Annotated in this window: 17 protein-coding genes and 3 tRNA genes; 18 read left to right on the top strand and 2 right to left on the bottom strand. The window is 46.7% G+C overall.

All coding sequences use genetic code 11. The features are described from left to right. Position 1: 1 nt before the first annotated feature. Complete coding sequence (locus tag ACZ5KY_RS02085; protein WP_464242251.1) at positions 2–472, bottom strand: Na+/H+ antiporter subunit E; 471 nt, start codon at positions 470–472, stop codon at positions 2–4. Positions 473–819: 347 nt separating this feature from the next. Between ACZ5KY_RS02085 and ACZ5KY_RS02080 the strand changes: the two genes are divergently transcribed. The 8 genes from ACZ5KY_RS02080 to ACZ5KY_RS02045 all read left to right on the top strand — a co-directional run bounded on the left by ACZ5KY_RS02080 (position 820) and on the right by ACZ5KY_RS02045 (position 8489). After that, on the top strand, positions 820–1347 hold the full coding sequence (locus ACZ5KY_RS02080; protein ID WP_464242250.1) for a hypothetical protein: 528 nt from the start codon (positions 820–822) through the stop codon (positions 1345–1347). 158 nt (positions 1348–1505) lie between these two features. Beyond that, positions 1506–2378, top strand: coding sequence for a UbiA-like polyprenyltransferase (locus tag ACZ5KY_RS02075; RefSeq protein ID WP_464242249.1), 873 nt, complete (start codon positions 1506–1508; stop codon positions 2376–2378). After that, positions 2378–3001 (top strand): UbiX family flavin prenyltransferase, encoded by a 624-nt coding sequence (locus tag ACZ5KY_RS02070; protein WP_464242248.1) that lies wholly within the window; start codon positions 2378–2380, stop codon positions 2999–3001. Before ACZ5KY_RS02075 ends, ACZ5KY_RS02070 begins: the two co-directional genes overlap by 1 nt. Continuing rightward, the gene (gene mqnE, locus ACZ5KY_RS02065; RefSeq protein ID WP_464242247.1) at positions 2998–4107 is read left to right on the top strand and encodes an aminofutalosine synthase MqnE; all 1110 of its coding nucleotides are present in this window, start codon (positions 2998–3000) and stop codon (positions 4105–4107) included. Before ACZ5KY_RS02070 ends, mqnE begins: the two co-directional genes overlap by 4 nt. Continuing rightward, positions 4100–5179, top strand: coding sequence for a cyclic dehypoxanthinyl futalosine synthase (mqnC, locus tag ACZ5KY_RS02060; protein WP_464244609.1), 1080 nt, complete (start codon positions 4100–4102; stop codon positions 5177–5179). The genes mqnE and mqnC overlap by 8 nt, the downstream gene beginning before the upstream one ends. 25 nt (positions 5180–5204) lie before the next feature. Beyond that, positions 5205–6257, top strand: a complete 1053-nt coding sequence (gene hisC, locus ACZ5KY_RS02055) for a histidinol-phosphate transaminase (protein WP_464242246.1) — start codon at positions 5205–5207, stop codon at positions 6255–6257. Positions 6258–6272: 15 nt separating this feature from the next. Beyond that, on the top strand, positions 6273–7325 hold the full coding sequence (mutY, locus tag ACZ5KY_RS02050; RefSeq protein ID WP_464244608.1) for an A/G-specific adenine glycosylase: 1053 nt from the start codon (positions 6273–6275) through the stop codon (positions 7323–7325). 30 nt (positions 7326–7355) lie between these two features. Continuing rightward, positions 7356–8489, top strand: coding sequence for a ribonuclease D (locus tag ACZ5KY_RS02045; protein WP_464242245.1), 1134 nt, complete (start codon positions 7356–7358; stop codon positions 8487–8489). Positions 8490–8533: 44 nt separating this feature from the next. On the opposite strand, the gene ACZ5KY_RS02040 is transcribed toward ACZ5KY_RS02045, so the two are convergent. Continuing rightward, positions 8534–9808, bottom strand: coding sequence for an HDOD domain-containing protein (locus ACZ5KY_RS02040; RefSeq protein ID WP_464242244.1), 1275 nt, complete (start codon positions 9806–9808; stop codon positions 8534–8536). A gap of 123 nt (positions 9809–9931) precedes the next feature. Between ACZ5KY_RS02040 and ACZ5KY_RS02035 the strand changes: the two genes are divergently transcribed. The 10 genes from ACZ5KY_RS02035 to panP all read left to right on the top strand — a co-directional run bounded on the left by ACZ5KY_RS02035 (position 9932) and on the right by panP (position 19230). Beyond that, positions 9932–10807 (top strand): EamA family transporter, encoded by an 876-nt coding sequence (locus ACZ5KY_RS02035; RefSeq protein WP_464242243.1) that lies wholly within the window; start codon positions 9932–9934, stop codon positions 10805–10807. Between the two features lie 25 nt (positions 10808–10832). Further along, positions 10833–11477, top strand: coding sequence for an HD domain-containing protein (locus ACZ5KY_RS02030; RefSeq protein ID WP_464242242.1), 645 nt, complete (start codon positions 10833–10835; stop codon positions 11475–11477). 88 nt (positions 11478–11565) lie between these two features. After that, positions 11566–12840, top strand: coding sequence for a serine--tRNA ligase (gene serS, locus ACZ5KY_RS02025; protein ID WP_464242241.1), 1275 nt, complete (start codon positions 11566–11568; stop codon positions 12838–12840). Positions 12841–12852: 12 nt separating this feature from the next. Continuing rightward, positions 12853–12938 (top strand) — tRNA-Ser (locus tag ACZ5KY_RS02020). Positions 12939–12992: 54 nt separating this feature from the next. Continuing rightward, positions 12993–13085: transfer RNA gene (locus tag ACZ5KY_RS02015), tRNA-Ser, on the top strand. Positions 13086–13173: 88 nt separating this feature from the next. Next, positions 13174–13250 (top strand) — tRNA-Arg (locus ACZ5KY_RS02010). Between the two features lie 460 nt (positions 13251–13710). Continuing rightward, entirely contained in the window at positions 13711–16089 is a 2379-nt protein-coding gene (locus ACZ5KY_RS02005; protein ID WP_464242240.1) for a sensor domain-containing protein, read from the top strand. 152 nt (positions 16090–16241) lie between these two features. Then, positions 16242–16577 carry a hypothetical protein gene (locus tag ACZ5KY_RS02000; protein ID WP_464242239.1) on the top strand — a complete coding sequence of 112 codons (336 nt, stop codon included), beginning with the start codon at positions 16242–16244 and terminating at the stop codon, positions 16575–16577. A 127-nt stretch (positions 16578–16704) separates the two neighbouring features. Next, positions 16705–17382 (top strand): spermine/spermidine synthase domain-containing protein, encoded by a 678-nt coding sequence (locus tag ACZ5KY_RS01995; protein ID WP_464242238.1) that lies wholly within the window; start codon positions 16705–16707, stop codon positions 17380–17382. Positions 17383–17580: 198 nt separating this feature from the next. Further along, complete coding sequence (panP, locus tag ACZ5KY_RS01990) at positions 17581–19230, top strand: pyridoxal-dependent aspartate 1-decarboxylase PanP (RefSeq protein WP_464242237.1); 1650 nt, start codon at positions 17581–17583, stop codon at positions 19228–19230. The last annotated feature ends 6 nt before the right edge of the window (positions 19231–19236 follow it).

Below are 19236 nucleotides of genomic sequence, written 5' to 3'. Positions count from 1 at the left end.
ATTAAATCTCCAATTGAGAAACGCGTCGATCCATTTCACCACTCAACAAATCCTGTGCGGCACTCCATGTTAGGGCATGCACTTCTAATTTATTGCCCTCAACGTTGATGCACACGGTTCCAGGGGTAACTGTAATGGAGTTGGCGTATAGCATAATCCCTAGTGGGGTTTTCTGGCTGGCGTCAACGCAAATTACTGTCGGGCTGATATCGAGACGTGGCGACCAGATGCGCCGGGACACTGCAATATTGGCAAGTATGACCTCTCTTGTGAGCCATACCCAATAGATGAGGATGCCGGATGTGAGGTGGATGGGTTGTGCTTCGTCGTCAACAACATCCATTCGCCGGGCGATATAGACGGTGATGATGATAGAAAAAAAACCGCAGGAGAGAACGAACGGGGTGTAGTGCCCCGAAAGGAGAAGCCAAAAGGCGGCGAGTGTCATCGTGAGGTACAACGTATGCTTCATGAGTCCTCCATTATCTTTAATTGATAATATAACACTGTGTTATTTAAATATTAACTATTATTTTTGTTGCTCGGGGAAATTAATATTTCCAACACGCGCCTAAATTATTTATGGCAACAGTTGATCTTTGGCAGTTGTTCTGTATTTACCAATTGGACCATACCAACTGAAAAGTCATACTATATCTGTTAGGGCAGTTTGCATGACACGTGTTCTTGGTCGTTTTTTATTCGTTTTCTCTTCATTATGTTCCCCTGTTGCTTGACGTGGATGAAAACAAATGATAAATAGCAGTTAATTATCGTTTGTTTTTATTTGTCGTCATTTTTATTTTCTTAGGTGTTCTTGTGGCTGATACGTTTGTATTTATTGCGTTGTTCGTTTTAGTCGTCGGGTTGATGATTTCAATCTATTTTGTTCGTTGGTCAACCGAGAAGCGCTTAGGACCACCTGCTCCCAGACAGGTTTTGGTGCCGGCCAACGAACAGTTGTTTATGCAGCAACTTGGTGATCGTTTCAATGATCGTTGCTGGTTGTTTTGGAACGTAACGCTACTGGATTTGCTACGCATCGGAACGGGAACATCTTGGCATAAATACGAAAAACACAATATGCTGTTGGAGCGTCGTTTCAGTTGTGTCATTTGTCGGCGTGATGATTTTTCCATTCAGGGCATTATTGATTTTGTGCCAGATAATCGAAGTGTTTTTGATGCTCCAGATCGTATCGTTCCAGAGCTAGCGTTAAACATTATCACCGTTACAGAAAAAGAGTTGGAAGATGGAGCTCTTGATTCACTTTTGTTGGCAGGTTTCCCCCACCTGGAGGCGTTGATTTCCGGAGCAGTGTCCTCGCCCTCGTACCGTAATTCCTGATCGATAATTCCCTTTATTTCACATTTTGCGTGACTCTTTACCTCGTATGACATGAGTTCGTCCTTGATTCGACCTTTGCCGCAGGTGTAAAGTAGTTCGGTTTTGCACCAATGCTGAATTTCATGCAATAAAATGCTGCGCCGAAAGGATGATAAGTCATGGCTACTGCGATGATTACAAAAATAAAATCACTGTTGGAGATGATTAAATTCTCCCATACCATTTTCGCTTTCCCCTTTGCTTTGATCGGCATGGTGCTAGCGGCTCAGGCTAATGGTGAGATGCCTAGCGTGGCGCAACTGTTTTGGATCTGTATGGCCATGGTCGGTGCGCGCTCAGGAGCGATGGGCTTAAATCGTGTCCTCGATGCGCGAATCGATGCGCTAAATCCACGCACCGCCGAACGGCATATCCCTGCGGGAATTATTGCGCAGTGGGAAGCGTGGGTGTTTGTTAGTGTTTCCTTTGCAGGTTTAATACTGTCCGCCTATATGCTAAATCCACTGTGCTTTTATCTGTCGCCTATCGCGTTGTTCTTTTTAGCACTGTACTCATTTGCTAAACGCTTTACCGCTTACGCCCATCTGGTGCTTGGTTTGTGTTTGGGCGCAGCACCCGTAGGCGCTTGGATTGCGCTACGAGGTGATGTGACCGTTTCAATTGTGTTGATCGGTTTAGCGGTGTTGCTGTGGGTAGCTGGTTTTGATATCCTTTATGCCCTACAAGACCTAGATTTTGATCGTGAGCAGGGATTGCACTCGATCCCTGTGATGTTAGGTGAAGAGGGTTCGTTTCTCGTGGTGCGGATGTTCCATGTCGGCATGGTGGTGCTACTGCTGTTGGCAACTCCAGGCAGTGGACTTGGTTGGATCTACCTTCTAGGTGTGGCAACCGTATCAGCGATGCTGGTGTATGAGCATACGTTGGTAAAACCAGGCGATTTGACTAAGATGGATGCGGCCTTTTTTACTTTAAATGGTTACATCAGTGTGACGTTGTTTTTCTTTGTTTTAATTGATGTGGTGGTCTGATGAAGCAGGACTCTTCACCCGTTCATATTGCCGTAGCACTGACCGGCGCGTCAGGAGCTATTTATGGTATCACCTTGATTCGACAATTGCTCCAGTGCGGCCACCGTGTGTCATTTTTAGTGTCCTCAGCGGGTCGCCAAGTGATGGCGTTGGAGCAAGGATTATCGTGGTCAGAGGATTTGACGCAGTTTCAACAGCAAGCGCGTGAATTCTTCAACGATGAGCAGCAAAATTTGAGTTGCTATGGGGAACAAGACTTTACCGCACCGTTAGCCAGTGGTTCCTCCGCTGCCGATGCGATGGTTGTTGTCCCCAGTTCGATGGGAACAGTGGCGCGAATTGCCACGGGAATTAGTGGTAATCTGATAGAGCGCGTAGCCGATGTGATGCTGAAAGAGCGTCGGCCACTGATTGTTGTGCCGCGTGAAACCCCTTTTAATACCATTCACCTTCAGAATTTGCTGACGTTGTCGCAAACTGGAGCGATTATTTTGCCGGCTATGCCAGCATTTTACAGTCAACCGCAAACCATGGATGAGTTGATCAATTTTGTTGTCGGGAAAATTTTCGACAGCCTTGATCTGCCTCATCAGTTGTTTAAGCGGTGGGGAGAACAAGAATGAGTGACATTGTTTCACAGGTGAGGGAAAAGATTGCTCGGGGGCAACGTATTAGTGATGCCGACGCATTGCAGTTGTTTGAGTCTGATGATCTGTTTGGTATCGGTCAGCTTGCAGCGCAGGTTAACCGTGAAAAGAATGGCGATCAGGTGTTGTTTAATGTCAATCGACATATCAATTACACCAATTTTTGTGTCAATCAATGTAAGTTCTGTGCCTTCTGCCATCAGGCGGGTGAAGCGGGTGGCTATACCTATAATTTGAGCGAAATTCTCAATAAAGCCGCTGAGGCTAATGCCGCGGGGGCGACGGAACTGCACATGGTCGGTGGTTTGCACCCCGAATTGCCGTTTGAATTTTATCTACGCATGATGGCGACAATTAAAGCCAATAATCCGCAGATGAAAATTAAGGCGTTCACGGCGGTTGAGATCGATTACTTTTCGAAAATTTCCGAACTGCCCATTGAAGAGGTGATCTCTGAACTCAAGCGTTTGGGTCTCGATTCAACGCCAGGAGGTGGCGCTGAAATTCTTGATGCTGAGGTCCGTAATCAGATCTGTCCTGAGAAGATTTCCGGCGAGCGTTGGCTTGAAGTGACCGAAAAAATCCACAACGGTGGCCTGAAAAGTAACGCTACCATGCTGTATGGTCATGTTGAGAAGTATGCTGACCGCGTTGATCATATGGCTAAACTGCGAGCATTGCAGGATAAAACAGGTGGTTTTCAAGCATTTATACCGTTGGCATTCCAGCCCGATAACACCCGTATTCCCAATGCCAAAGGGCCTGATGGTATTGATAGCCTAAAGACGTTGGCCATTGGTCGTATCTATTTGGATAACTTCCAGCATATCAAAGCCTATTGGGTGATGTTGGGTCTTAAAATTGCTCAAGTAGCCCTCGCATTCGGTGTCAATGATCTCGATGGCACAGTGGTTGAAGAGAAGATTGGTCACGATGCTGGAGCCGATTCACCGCAAGAGTTGGATAAATCAGAAATTTTACGCCAAATACGTAACGCAGGTAAAATTCCTGTTGAGCGAAACACCCACTACGAACAGGTGAAAGTGTACGCTAGTGAGACATGCGATGGACAAAATGACTAATCTGGATCGCTTTACTCAAATTCAGACTAAGGTGGAAGCAGGGCAGTCGTTATGTCGTGATGAGGCACTGTTTCTGTTGACCGAAGCTGATTTTCTTCAGGTGGGTCAATTAGCCGATGAGCAGCGAAAATTGCGTCACCCCGAGGGCCATGTCAGTTTTGTCGTTGATCGTAACGTTAACTACAGCAACGTCTGTTGTTGTAAATGTCGTTTTTGTGCCTTTTATTGTGACGAAGACGATGACTCAGCCTATCTGCTTGATTACGATGAGATCTTTGCCAAGGTGCAAGAGCTTGTTGATTACGGTGGCACGCAGCTGTTGATGCAGGGGGGCGTTCATCCCACGTTGACGATTGAATGGTTCGAAGAGCTGTTTCGCCAGTTGGGCCAACGTTTTCCTACCGTTCAAATTCACTCGCTGTCGCCCGCCGAGATCGTTCAGGTCGCCCAACTTTCTGATCTGACGGTTAAGCAGTGCTTGCAGCGCTTGCAAGCCGCTGGGCTCAAGTCGATCCCCGGTGGTGGAGCTGAGGTACTGGTTGATGAGGTGCGCACGGCCATCTCGCCAAATAAAATTGGTTGGCGACAATGGGCCGATGTGATGGAACAGGCCCATGCGTTGGGGATGCAAACTACCGCAACCATGATGTTTGGTTCGTGTGAAACCGATGAGCAGATTGTTGAACACCTGTTTCGGGTGCGCGAAATTCAACAGCGCAGCGGTGGTTTTAGTGCCTTTATCAGCTGGTCGTTCCAGCCTAATAATACTGATTTAGGTGGTGAAACGGCAACGGGCTGTGATTACCTGCGCGTGCTAGCCTTGTCGCGTTTAGTGCTCGATAATATCGACAATATTCAGGCAAGTTGGGTTACTCAGGGGGCTAAGATTGCTCAAGTAGCGTTACGTTTTGGTGCCAATGATCTCGGTGGAACGATGCTTGAAGAGAACGTTGTCGCTGCGGCGGGCGTCTCATTTCGTATGACTCAGCAGGAATTGATTGAACTCGCTCGCAGCGGTGGTTTTATTCCTGTGCGGCGGACAACTGGTTATGATGTTTTAGAGGTTTATTAGCGTAGCGCTTGCTAGGGGATAACAGATGATTCCGTTAAGAAAAAATATTGTCGAAATGGCGGGTTATGTCCCAGGGTTTCAACCTGAAGATGCCGATCAGTGGATTAAGCTCAATACCAATGAAAATCCCTATCCGCCCTCGCCTAAGGTGTTTGAAGCCATTCGTCGTGAGCTCGGTGTTGATGGTGCGTCGTTGCGCCAGTATCCCGATGCAGCCAGCCGTGCGGCCCGTCAAGCAGCAGCAGATCTCTATGGTTTTGATGCTGACTGGTTAATTATGGCCAATGGTTCCGATGAATTGCTGAATAACCTGATTCGCGCCTTTGCCGATGATGGTGATGAGGTCGCTTTTGTTCAACCTTCATACTCGTATTATGGCACGTTGATTGATATTCAGGGGGCGACGATCCGCACCTTTAGTTTAAACGATCAGTTCAAACTTGCCGATTTTCCTGAGCGTTATCAGGGGAAGTTGTTCTTTTTGACCAGCCCCAATGCGCCCCTCGGGGTGAGTTTTAGCCTCGCTGATATTGAAGACATTGCCCAGCGTTGTGATGGCATGTTGGTCGTTGATGAAGCCTATGCTGATTTTGCTAGCGAAACGGCTCTGCCGTTGGTTAAGAAGTACAAAAATGTGATCGTCACGCGGACGTTTTCCAAAAGTTATGCCCTCGCTGGCATGCGCCTTGGTCTTGCAGTTGCTCACCCCGAAGTGGTTGCCGCCCTCGATAAAATTCGTGATCATTATCATCTTGATCGTTTGGCCTTGGTCGCCGCAGAAGCGGCATTAAACGATCAGGATTATCTGCAAAAACGGATTGAGCAAATTTGTGCAACACGCGAATGGTTCAGTCAGCAATTACGCGAGCTTGGTTTCTTGGTTCTCCCCTCGCAGACCAATTTTGTCTTTGCCAGTCCTGCTGATGGTGATGGTCAGCGTGTCTTTGACCTGCTCAAGCAACATAAGATTCTCGTGCGTCATTTCAGTGATCCGTTGTTGAAGCACGGTTTGAGGATTTCGATTGGTAACCGTGAGGAGATGGAAACAACTCTCAATGTATTAGGTGCAGAGTGCTAATGTCCGTTTGTTGTGATGATTAACACTGAGATTTTCAGCCGTGCGTTGCTAGATTGGTATCGTCAACATGGGCGAAGCTTGCCGTGGCGACTTCAATGTGATCCGTATCGTGTATGGCTCTCCGAGGTGATGCTTCAGCAAACGGGGGTGAAAACAGTTCTCCCCTATTATCAAACGTTTCTTGAAAATTTTTCTGATATTGAAGCCTTGGCCAGTGCGCCAGTAGAAGAGGTGATTGCACTGTGGGCAGGTTTGGGCTATTACTCGCGTGCACGTAATCTCCATGCGAGTGCGGTACAGGTTTGTGAACAGCACGGTGGTGAGTTTCCTGGTAGCCTTGTTGATCTCATGGCACTACCCGGTATCGGTCGTTCCACAGCTGGGGCTATTCTGGCTATCGCGTTTAAGCGTAAAGGGGTGATTCTCGATGGCAATGTGCGGCGGGTGCTGTGTCGTTTGTACGCGTTGCAGGCTGACCCGCGTAGTCGTGAATCTGAGAAGGTGTTGTGGCAGTGGGCCGATCAATTGACCCCCGCAGATGATGCCCATGATTATGCTCAAGCCATTATGGACTTAGGTGCAACGGTGTGCACCCCACGTCAGCCTGACTGTGATCAGTGTCCTGTTTCGTTCTGTTGCGCGGCACGAGAGCACGGGTTGCAGCATCAATTACCACAGAAGCGCAGCAAGAAAATTGTTCCAATTCGGCAAGAGGTGGTTGTCGTCGCACGTTCACAATTGGGCTATGCGGTTCGACAGCGGCCGTTAAAGGGCATGTTGGCTGGATTGTGGGAGTTCCCGACTCGGCAGTTTACTGACCCTCTCACAAAGGAACAGCTTTACGCTGAGGCTGTCGCGTTGTCCGCTGCTGAGGAAATTATTGGCCTCGGTAGTCTCCGTCATATATATAGCCACTTTAAGGCTGAGCTCCATGTCTATAGTCATATTGCTACGCTGCAAAGCATGGCATCGTATCCCACTTTTGAGTGGGTGAGTTTTGAGAAATTAACACAGTTACCCTTTCATGGTAGCCACAAAAAAATAATTCAAAATCTACTTACTGATTGAATTCAAGGTGATTTTTTTAAGGAGTAAGTTATGTCCGATTTTCCCATTTTGACCACTCTTGCCGAGGTTGAAAAATTGGCACAAGATCTTGCAACGCTTGATGTGTTTGCTGTTGATCTCGAAGCCGATTCAATGCACTCCTTTCAAGAGAAGGTCTGTTTACTCCAGTTTACTTACTATCTTAACGGTGAGGAAGTAACGGTTCTGTTAGATCCTTTAGCGGCCCCTGAGTTAGCGGTTTTGCGGCCAGTGTTGGCTGACCCCGCTATCCGTAAAATTTTTCATGCTGCTGATTACGATATTCGGTGCCTTTCTCGTGATTTTGAAATTGAGATACGGGGCCTATTTGATACCATGATAGCGTGTCAATTGTTGGGTGAAGAGCGCGTTGGTTTGGCAGATGTTCTGGGCAAGTATTTTGATGTTACCCTTGATAAGAAATATCAGCGAGCAGATTGGTCGAAACGTCCATTGCCTCCTGAGATGTGCGATTATGCGGCTGGAGATACTCGCTATCTACACGAATTGGTGAAAATTTTAGAGGCACAGTTGATTGAAAAAGGGCGTTTGACGTGGGCTGAAGAAGAGTTTTTGTTGATGGAGCAGGCGCGTTTCAGGGTCCACGAAGGACCTTCTTTTCTTCGAATGAAGGGTGCCGGAACACTCCAGCCGCGTTCGCTACAAGTTTTGGAGAATGTGATTCGTTGGCGGGAGACGGAGGCCGAGCGCCGCGATTGCCCAGCGTACAAGGTTCTTGGCAGCAAAGCGTTACTGTCAACAGCACGTCATTGCCCAGAAACTCTCGATGATTTTAAGAAAGTCGATGAGTTTTCACCACGCTTAGTTGAACGTTATGGCCGACGAGTTCTTCATGAAGTTGAGCAAGCGATGTTGGTTGCCGAAGCAGATTTACCTCTGTTCCCGCGGCCTGAACGTCGGATTCGCGATGCAGCGGTCGATAAGCGTTTTGCCTGTTTAAAGCAATGGCGTAAGCAAAAAGCCTCAGAGCTAGAACTTGATTCAGGGGTGCTGATCAATAATACTTTGCTCGAAGAGATTGCCCGTGTTTTCCCAAGTTCGTCGGAGGAGCTCTCACAAGTGTGCGGCTTGAAAAGGTGGCAACAGAATGTTCTTGGTGGTGAAATGTTAAAAGCCCTCGTATAACGAGGGCTTCCAGCTGTTGCGATGGTGCTACTTCGAACAATGCGTTATGAGTAGATCGATGCAACGACCTCATCAATTAATGCCAAGCTGTCTGTTAAATCTGCCACCCTAATGTTTTGTGTTTTAAGGTGTTTGCATTGCGCGATGGCGTCATCTATATCGCCAGATTGAACCAGAAGCTTGTGGCTGAGGTAGATAATTTCAACAAGTTCCTGATTCTCTTTTGCACTTTGTGGGTCATGGTAGCTTTTGATGCAGTTGTGAACCTTGGGGTCAAGGTTCCACCTTCGAGAGAGAAGGGCTCCGCAATTTTGGTGGTATTTTGCTACCAATGGTGGCAGCTTTTCATCGGCAATATTGTTTTTTGTTAGTAATTGCAGTAGTAAGATTTTGCCAATGTTGTGGAAGAGTCCGCAAGTAAATGCCATCTCTTGATCTTCATTGAGTTGGGCCGCGAGCTGTTCTGATAAACATGCACAGCGCAATGCATGTTGGAGTAGCTCAGAAACCGTATCGGATTGTTTTGGTGGCTGAGCGCAGGCCATTTGAGCATGAACAATACCGATTAAATGATCTGCGGAATAGGCTGCTATGGCTTGCTCGATTGTGGCACAACGTTGTTGGTCTTTGCCAAGTGCTGAATTGATAACGCGTAGCAAGTAGGCGCTTAAAACTTGATCTTCACGCACCAGTTTTAAAATGAGTTCTGTTTCGATTTTGCTGTGTGACCAATGTTCCTGCAGCTTAATGGCAATGGTTGGCAGTAGGGGTAAAGAAAAGCTGTCGGTGACAATTTCACGAGCAAAGGTACGCAGCAGTTCATCGGTGTCGTTCGATGCCTTTGTTTCGCCACCTTGTTGAATAATTTGTTGAAGTGCTTTCGCCTCACTGATACGGATCGGGCCATCAAGAGCCTGTTGCGGTACTTTGTTACTAAATTCATAACTGCCAGTTGTCCAGGTCATGACATCGGCTAACGCTGAATTGGCAAGGTCAGATAGTGCCGACTCAAGTTTGTCTTTTTCGAAAATATTTTTCTTTAACAAGCTGCTTGTGAAAGCAATTCCTGTACGTTGGCTATCTTTAAGGAGAAATCCGGCCCATGTGCGAGTTAATTCACCGCGTTGAATAAGGTATTCCCCAACCCGTTCCCCCATTTTATTTGAGGTAATATAAATTAACTTGCCTTTGTTAAAGTAGAGTTTTTTATTGATACCTGAGCGCGTTAATACCAATGTCCCAGTTTTTTGTTGAACGGAACAAAGACGCAATATCTCTGGCAATGAAGTGGTGCTAAGGGAGCCGTTTAATTTGTTCATACAGCAACTCCTTTTAGTGTGTTAGGAAGGTTGGTTGACTTATCACTATATCAGTTCTAGTCCTTGTTGTGTGACTATTTGATAGCGTTTTTTCAACCTAAGATCGCTGTTGTTGGGGGGATAATGAGTAATTTGGCGCTAAGTTTTATCGTGTTCTCTGCATTGATGCATGTCTTATGGAATGTGCAGGTTAAGCAAAGCCGGGATAAGACCATTTTTATCTGGTGGATGTTTATCGCCTCCAGCTTGCTGATGAATTTGTTGCTGCCGTTTTTGGATGGCCCTTTTCCTCGGCCTAGCATAACAGTTCTGTTGTTGGCTTTTTTTGGCGCAGTCTGCTTTGTCCTCTATCATCTATTTAATGGACGAGCGTATCGAGAGGGTGATTTGTCGCTGAGTTATCCCCTCGCGCAAACATCGATGATTTATGTACCAATTTGGGGTGTGCTGATTTTGCGTGAACAGATGACATTTTATGGTGTCATAGGCATTTTGTGCATTGTTGCCGGGGCATACACCGTGCAGTTGCCGCAACTGTCATGGTCGGCATTGTCACGACCGATGCGAAACATGGGTAATCCTTCAGTGAAAGCAGCCCTCGCAGCGGGATTTATCTATTCTATTGGTTCTATTCTTGATAAAAAAGGGGTCAGTTGCTATCCGCCATTCTATTTCACCTATCTGTTGGTGATGATGATGGTTGTGGTCATGACGGTTAATCTGTGTCGGAGTCGTTATCGAGGCCGAATTTTACGAGAATGGCAGCATAACCGTCGCTTAATTTTATGGTCAGGTCCTGTTATGTTAGGCTCGTTTATCACTTTTAGGTATGGTTTGAGTTTGGCTCCAGTTGGTTATGCCGTTGCCGTTAGACAAGTAAATGTTCTGTTTGGTGTTTTAATCGGGGTATTGTTTTTGAAAGAGTCCTGTGGCCGGGTGCGTAGTCTTGCTGCCGCGATGATTTTTGCTGGTGTTGTTTTAATCCGTATGGCGGGTTGATTGAACCTGAACTTAGGAGCTAGTTGTGAAAAATATAGCCAATTTTTTCTATGAAGTGGGCATGTTGAAAAAAACACCCCGCAGTGGTTTTCAGTTTTTAGGCTCGGGAGCTGAATCTGTCGCTGAACATTCATATCGGACGGCAATGATCGGTTATGCGCTGGCGAAGATGTCAGAAGGGGTCGATTGTAGCCGCGTGGTGATGATGTGTTTATTTCATGATCTTCCCGAAGCGCGCATAGGTGACTTGAATTATGTCAATAAGAAGTATGTGCAAGCCAACGAAGAGAAGGCCATTGATGACCTTGCGGCCACGCTCCCTTTTGGCAAAGAATATCAGGAGACATTGACCGAGTTTGGTGCTCACGATAGCCCTGAGGCACGATTAGCCCACGACGCTGATCAACTTGAGATGATTCTTGCGCTCAAAGAGCGCAAAGATCAGGGTAATCGCTACGCCGATGAATGGTATTCGTTTGCCGTGCGCCGATTGCAAACCGATTTGGCCAAAGAGTTAGCCGTCACCATCTGGGAAACAGATTCAAGTTTGTGGTGGTTTGATACACAAAGCGATTGGTGGGTCACAGGAAAAGAGCTTGGCTTCAATAAAGAGGAAAAACAGCCATCGGCGGTGCCAGACGATGCAAATCAAGTTGACGATACGCCATAGAAGTGTTACGAAAAGTGTCGGTTTTATCCAAGGAGAAGGACTCTGCCAAGGTTTGTTTTGTGGCGGCTGTAAATAAGGGAGCACGAATATGTTAGATGTGAAATTTTTACGCGATAATTTCGAGCAAGCAGAGCAACGCCTTGCAACGCGCGGTGAAGCAGTCAATCTTGATGCTTTTCGTCAGTTGGATAGTCAGCGGCGCGAACTTCTTGGTCAGGCCGAGACACTTAAGGCAGAAAAAAATCGCGTCTCTGCTCTGATTGGTAAAACGAAGGATAAAAGTCAGGTTAAAGACGAAATTGTAAGGATGAAAGATGTCTCTTCTCAAATTAAGGGACTCGATGAGCAGTTACGTGAAGCGACCGAGGCGCTACAAAAAATCTTAATGACCATCCCCAATCTGCCGCATGAATCGTGTCCTGTTGGCTTAACCGAGGATGATAATGTTGAGTTGCGAGCCTGGGGTGATCTCCCTGAATATTCTTTTGAGGCCAAAGCCCATTGGGATATCGGTGAAGCGTTAGACATTCTCGATTTTGAGCGTGGCGGTAAGATAACTGGTGCCCGATTTACTCTGTATAAAGGAGCGGGGGCCCGTCTGGAGAGGGCGTTAATCAACTTCATGCTCGATCTTCATACCGATGAACATAAATATGTTGAAATGCTTCCCCCGTTTATGGTAAACAGAGCTTCCATGACGGCAACGGGGCAGTTACCTAAGTTTGAAGATGACCTGTTTCATGTTGAGGGGCCGGATTATTTTTTGATCCCAACTGCTGAAGTTCCAGTAACTAATATTCATCGCGATGAGATTTTAGGTGCAGAACAGTTGCCATTATGTTATACCGCCCACACACCTTGTTTCCGGAAGGAAGCTGGGTCGCATGGACGAGATACACGAGGGCTGATTCGTCAGCATCAATTCAACAAAGTTGAGTTGGTTAAGTTTGTAGAGCCGGCAACATCGGATCAAGAACTTGATAAGTTGCTCGCCAATGCAGAAAAAGTTTTACAGTTACTTGAACTACCATATCGTGTTGTTGATTTGTGTAGTGGTGATATAGGTTTCTCGGCAGCACGGACTTTTGATATTGAAGTATGGTTGCCAGGCCAAGAAGTTTACAGAGAGATTTCATCCTGTTCAAACTTCCGTGATTTTCAGGCACGACGAGCAGCAATTCGCTATCGTCCTGAAGAGGGAGCCAAGCCAGAATTTGTACACACGCTCAACGGATCAGGTTTAGCCGTTGGACGTACCGTGTTAGCGGTGCTAGAGAATTACCAGCAAGAAGATGGGAGTGTAATTATTCCCAAGGTGCTTCAGTCTTATATGGGCGGTTTAGAGCGAATCACCAAGAAATAGATTTAAAGTTGCGGAGGAGTGGCCGAGTGGCTTAAGGCGGCGGTCTTGAAAACCGTTGTACGCAAGTACCGTGGGTTCAAATCCTACCTCCTCCGCCATTTACACAACGCTATGCTTAGTCCTTGATTGAGCATAGCGTAACATTTTGTTGCGGAGAGGTGGCCGAGCTGGCTGAAGGCGCTCGCCTGCTAAGCGAGTGTATGGGGAAACTTGTACCGAGGGTTCGAATCCCTCCCTCTCCGCCATTTAAAACCGATGAATTTGATTTATTTTTCATCAAAGTAAAAAGTTTGTTGACAACATCGCTCAAATGCGAGATAAACAACATCCATTGCGCCAGTAGCTCAGCTGGATAGAGCATCTGACTACGAATCAGAAGGCCGGGCGTTCGACTCGCTCCTGGCGCACCATAAAAAATCAAAGGTTTCAGCTTCTTAGCTGAAACCTTTTTTTTTTGGACCTCAGCTGTCATAGCTTGGGACTTACCTGCATTGCCTTTCCCTTAAGTCTAACCCCGCAACGACCGTTCATAGTGCGAATCGTTTCTTCATTGTTGATTTTGTCTGGCTTTAAAAGTACATGGTTTCGTGTCAGTTTTCGAAGTACAGTGAACGTGCCAACGACCCTTTCGATCTCAACCTGAATATTTCCAACTGATTGCAAAGCGTAAAGCGGGTATGTCTCTTTGCGGGTAAGCTCAGTGCCGTGGCTCCTTGTGAATTAAGAAGGGGTGACAGGGTTGAAAAATAGACGATTATAGTTTAAGGTCCTGACTTGCTCTAATTTTGATCGTCATCATCATTAAGTTGTCTGGTGGGTCGAATGTCGCCAATATTAAATATGCAAAGCGTAGAGAGAGTCCCCCCCCTTATGGACACAACACTCGTGCTGGCAATGTCAATCATCCTGCAGTTTGCCGCGGCTTTCTTGGCTATAAGGCTGGTGCCGACGACTGGTAGGCGTACGGCTTGGATTCTGATCGCTACAGCGATTGTTTTTATGGCTATCCGTCGCTGCATCACACTGATAAATTTATTATCCGAAGACTTGCCACCTGTCCTTCCCCTCGATCCGGAGTGGGTGGCTCTTATCATCTCAATCCTTATGCTGTCAGGTATTGCCAGCATTGCTCCCCTTTTCCGTAACGCCCAAAATACCGCAAAAGCACTTCGAGAAAGTCAGGAGCGTTTCCGCTCTTTTTTCGATCATAGCGGTGCTGGGATGTATACCTACAGTCCTGATGGAGCCATTCTTCAGGCAAACCCAGCCTTATGCCGATTGTTAGGATATTCCGAAGCGGAATTACTGATCATGTCTGTTGTGGATATCACCATTGCGGAAGAACAGGAACTGACTCGGTGTCGTTTAAACGGTGCACAACCCAAACAGGACGAAGCCTGTGATTTCGAAAAATGCTACCTCTGCAAGGACGGATCAACCATCATGGGGCATTTCACTGGCAAGTGGGTCTTTGATGACCACGGAATGCCTGTATATGCCGTGGCTCTGGTGCAGGACATTACTGAGCAAAAACAGGCTGAACAGGCGGTGGCAAAGGAGCGCTCATTTCTACAGGCTGTGATCGACGGTGTTGTGGATCCGATCATGGTGATCGGGCTGGATTACCGAGTGATTCTGGCCAATAAGGCAACCCAGGACAGCCTGCCAAAGGGCTCACCGGCAGCGGAAACTCTGAGTTGTCATCAGGTTTGTTATCAAACCGACTCACCATGCTGCCCTGAAGATCATCCTTGTCCATTGGTGGAAATTCGCCAGACTGGCAAGCAGGTCAAGATGATGTACCGTGAAGGCCGCGGTGTCAGCGAAAAACGAATTTTTGAAATAAAAGTTTCGCCACTGCTGAATGATGACGGGACAATCTTGGGCATTATCGAAACCTCTCGAGATGTTACGGATATTCTAAGGTCCAAGAAACAACTCAACGACAAGGAGAAGCGCCTCAGCTATCTTTCCACCCATGACCCCTTGACGAAGTTACCTAACCGTGGATTGCTGCTGGATCGACTAAAGCATGCCATGAGCAAGGCTTTTCGTTCAGGGAGTCAGACCGCACTTCTTCTCCTCGACTTGGACCGCTTCAAAAACATCAATGACTCTTTGGGCCATGAAATTGGTGATCAAGTGTTGCGCGAGGTTGCCAAGCGCTTGAAGCATTCGATACGTGATACGGATACTTTAGCTCGATTGGGGGGAGATGAGTTCCACATCATTCTCGAAGAGATAGAAGATGTCGCGGATATTGGTGTAATTGCCCTAAATATTCTTAATAACCTGTCGCCAGCTATAAAAGTTACCAATCACGAGTTTTTCATCACCGCAAGTATCGGTATAAGCCTTGTTCCCACTGACACTAAAGATGCAAAGAGACTGCTGACCTGCGCTGAAGTGGCCATGTACCGCACTAAGGAGCAAGGCGGGAATAATTATCAGTTTTATACTCCCGACATGAATGCCCGTACTCATGAACTACTGCTGCTTGAAAGCTGCCTACGCAAAGCTATTGAGCAGGATCAGCTGGTGCTCTATTACCAGCCGCAGCTAGATTTGGCCTCCGGTGATTTGATCGGTAGTGAGGCTCTGCTTCGATGGCAGCATCCTGAAATGGGCATGATTTCTCCCGGTGACTTCATCCCTCTGGCAGAGAAGACAGGTCTGATCGTCATTATTGGTGAATGGGTGCTGCGCAGCGCCTGTGCGCAGAACAAAGCCTGGCAACAGGCCGGGTGGCCACCGATTAGGGTAGCCGTAAATATCTCGGCACGACAGTTTAGAGAACCTGGTTTTTTTGAGATGGTTGAACGTGTGCTTGATGAGACGGGCCTCGATCCTGAGTGGGTGGAGTTGGAAATCACCGAAAGCCTTATCATGGAAAACGTCGGCGATGCGATTATGACGCTTAACAAGCTCAAAGAACGGGGCGTTCACCTTGCCATTGATGACTTTGGTACTGGATATTCTTCGCTTAGCTATCTGAAACGCTTTCCTCTTACTCACCTCAAAATAGATCAGTCTTTCGTGCGGGATGTTACCACTGATGAAAACGATGCGGCGATCACAATTTCGATTATCGTTCTGGCTCGCAGCATGGGTCTGAAAGTCATTGCCGAAGGGGTAGAAACTAAGGAACAGCTATGCTTCCTCAGGCAAAATGATTGCCAACAGGGGCAGGGCTATTTGTTCAGTCGGCCCATACCAGCCGATGAATTTACCAATTTCTTCGTCGGCTAACTGATATGGTTACTGGTCTAAGTTTTACTGTTTTGTCGAATAAGTATTTGTTATATTTTAAAATGGTTTTTATTTGACGGGTTGAGGTGTGTGATTGTGATTTACCCTGTCATTCATTGTGTTTTAAATTCCTATGTTAATCTATGGAGATAATGGTGTTTTTTCAGACCAAGTGGCGAGTTGTTTTAACGATTACCGTTTTGATTTCAGCCGTTTGCATTCTTTTTTCTGTTCTGTTTATCTCTAAAAATAATGATTATTTAGATCGTGAAATTTCACTTTGCGTTGAAAATATTAAGATGCTTGCCTCGACCTTGGAGGACGAAGTCAATCGGAAGTATCGTGCCCGCATTAAAAGCTTTGTGAATAAAACCGAATTGTTGGAGGCTTTGGCGCAGGATAGAAGGGCTGAATTGACCGCGATGTCGTGGAAATATTTGACCTTGATTGAACGCGAGAGTCCCTATTTTTCGGCGTTTCGGCATTGACCTCAATTGATGATGTTTCCACCTTTCTTGCACGAACAGACAAAGCACTCTATATTGCCAAGGCAGCGCGAAATAAGAGCGCATTTCTCTAGTTATTTACCTTTCATACATATAAGAGATTAATCCTATGACTCCTTGGACCCTTTTGGATAGTGCACCGATCCCGAGTGGTGGCGGTGAGCTACGACTTCATCGACGTGCTGATGAATTTATGATCAGTATTGTTGGCGGTGGTGTTTTAATGACAACTCGCATGCACGGTTCAGAAGATGTTTTGGCTGAGCGTGCATGTAATGGCCTTGCTAGCAGTTCCAGTGTAAACGTATTGATTGGCGGCTTAGGAATGGGCTTTACCCTTGCCAGCGCTCTCTCTCATCTGGGCGCAGAGGCTCAGGTTACCGTTGCTGAGTTAGTGCCAAAAGTGATCCAGTGGAATCAAGGTGAGCTTGGCGAGGCGGCAGGTAAACCATTAGGTGATCAACGGGTGACCGTTTTTGCAGGCGATGTCGGTATATTGATCCGCAAGGATTCGCGGACTTATGATGCGATTATTTTAGATGTCGATAACGGCCCCGATGGTTTAACCCGTAAAGATAACAATTGGCTGTATACCCATAAAGGATTGATGGCTTCCTTTGCAGCATTGCGCCCTTGTGGTGTTTTGGCGGTGTGGTCAGCTGCCGATGATCGCCGCTTTAGTGAGCGCTTAAAAAAGGTAGGCTTTGCAGTCGAAACCGTTCATGTTGGAGCGCATAATAACAAGGGACAAAAACATACTATCTGGTTGGCGCGGCGCAAGAGCTGAGGTGCGCTAACGTTAAGCATAATGGTGGCTGTAATTGTGCTTAATGTGATTGTTTCTCATATGTTGGTCGCTACGTTCGCTAATGTCGATGGTTGAGGGTTTTGAATTTGACAGAAGGTCGGAGCGCACTGTATATAGAAACATTGGTTGTTTTGTCCGTATGTTGAAAGTCACTGAAAAGTGCTGTTGCAATGAGTTATGAAAACAATGAAAGAAAACGCTCAAGCAAATCTTGAAAATATATATCGGATTTTTACTGTCAATGAAGGACGTGAGTCAACATTGGGTAGTATTGATCAGGCGATCTCCGAAAATGTTGCTGGCTTTTTGCAGGAACATATTGTTGCGTTAGAGCGTCAGCTTAAAGAGATTGAAGTTGATTTCGCTTTTTCAAAGATTCCAGAAAATCCCACCTTTGTTTCTGAATATACTGAATTTGTAAAAAAGAAATTGGTCGCTCAATCGGTTCATACTGCATCGCCAGGCTTTGTCGGTCACATGACATCGGCGATGCCCTATTTTATGTTGCCGCTGTCGCGTATAATGATCGCTTTGAATCAAAACTTGGTTAAGGTGGAGACCTCTAAAGCGTTTACTCCGATGGAGCGTCAAGTGTTGGCGATGCTCAATCGACTGATCTATAATCAAGATGATGAATTTTACGAGCGCTGGATTCACGATAGCCAAAGTGCCTTGGGTGCGTTTTGCTCGGGTGGAACCGTAGCCAATATTACCGCTCTGTGGGCTGCTCGTAATCGCTTGTGTGGACCAGAGGGTGATTTTAAAGGGATAGCGCAGGAGGGGATGTTTAAGGCACTACAGCACCTGAACTGTAATGGCTTAGTGATTCTTGTTTCCCGCCGTGCTCATTACTCTCTTGGTAAGGCGATTGATCTGTTGGGGATAGGCCGTGAGAATCTTATTGCGGTCGACACTGACGATAATAATCGTGTTGATATGCGCTTGTTGCGCGGTGAATGTCAGCGTGTTCAGAGCGAGGGTAAAAGGATTTTGAGTCTCGTTGGCATTGCTGGTACCACTGAAACAGGCAGTGTTGATCCTTTGGAAGAGATGGCTGATTTGGCTGAAGAACTTGGCTGCCATTTTCATGTCGATGCAGCTTGGGGGGGACCAACGCTATTTTCTAATACCCATCGTTGGCGGTTACGCGGTATAGAGCGTGCCGATTCCGTCACCATTGATGCCCATAAGCAATTGTATGTCCCCATGGGTGCAGGAATGGTGCTGTTCAAAGATCCAGCCGCCTTGTCAGCGATTGAACATCATGCCGCCTATATTTTACGCCACGGTTCCAAGGACCTTGGTAGCCATACCCTCGAAGGGTCACGACCCGGTAAGGCGATGTTAGTTCATGCGGGACTCTCTATTATTGGCCGTCGCGGCTATGAATTATTGATAGATCAAGGGATAGAGCGTGCACAACGTTTCGCTAACCGTATTGAAGCACATGATGATTTTGAGTTGGTTACCGCTCCTGAACTGAATATCCTTACCTACCGTTACAACCCCTCCTGGTTACAACGGATTTTAGCTCAAGCCAAGCCTGAAACTAGCCGTAAAATTAATGCAATTTTAGATACTGTTATCAAGGTAATTCAAAAACGGCAACGTGCCGCAGGTAAAACATTTGTTTCGCGTACCCGCCTAGAGCCAGCTTGTTATCATGGCGATACCATCACCGTATTTCGCGTGGTATTAGCGAATCCATTAACGACCGATGAGATTCTGGATACCGTGTTAGCTGAGCAGTGTGAAATTAGTCAGCAGGGTGGATTACCTGCGTTGTTAGATGAGCTGAAGCGGCTTGCGGCAAGTTTTATCAAGTAATCCGGC

The organism is Desulfuromonas svalbardensis (assembly GCF_055389415.1).
Note: the sequence above shows the minus strand (reverse complement) of the source record. Positions and strands in the feature narration are given on the sequence as shown.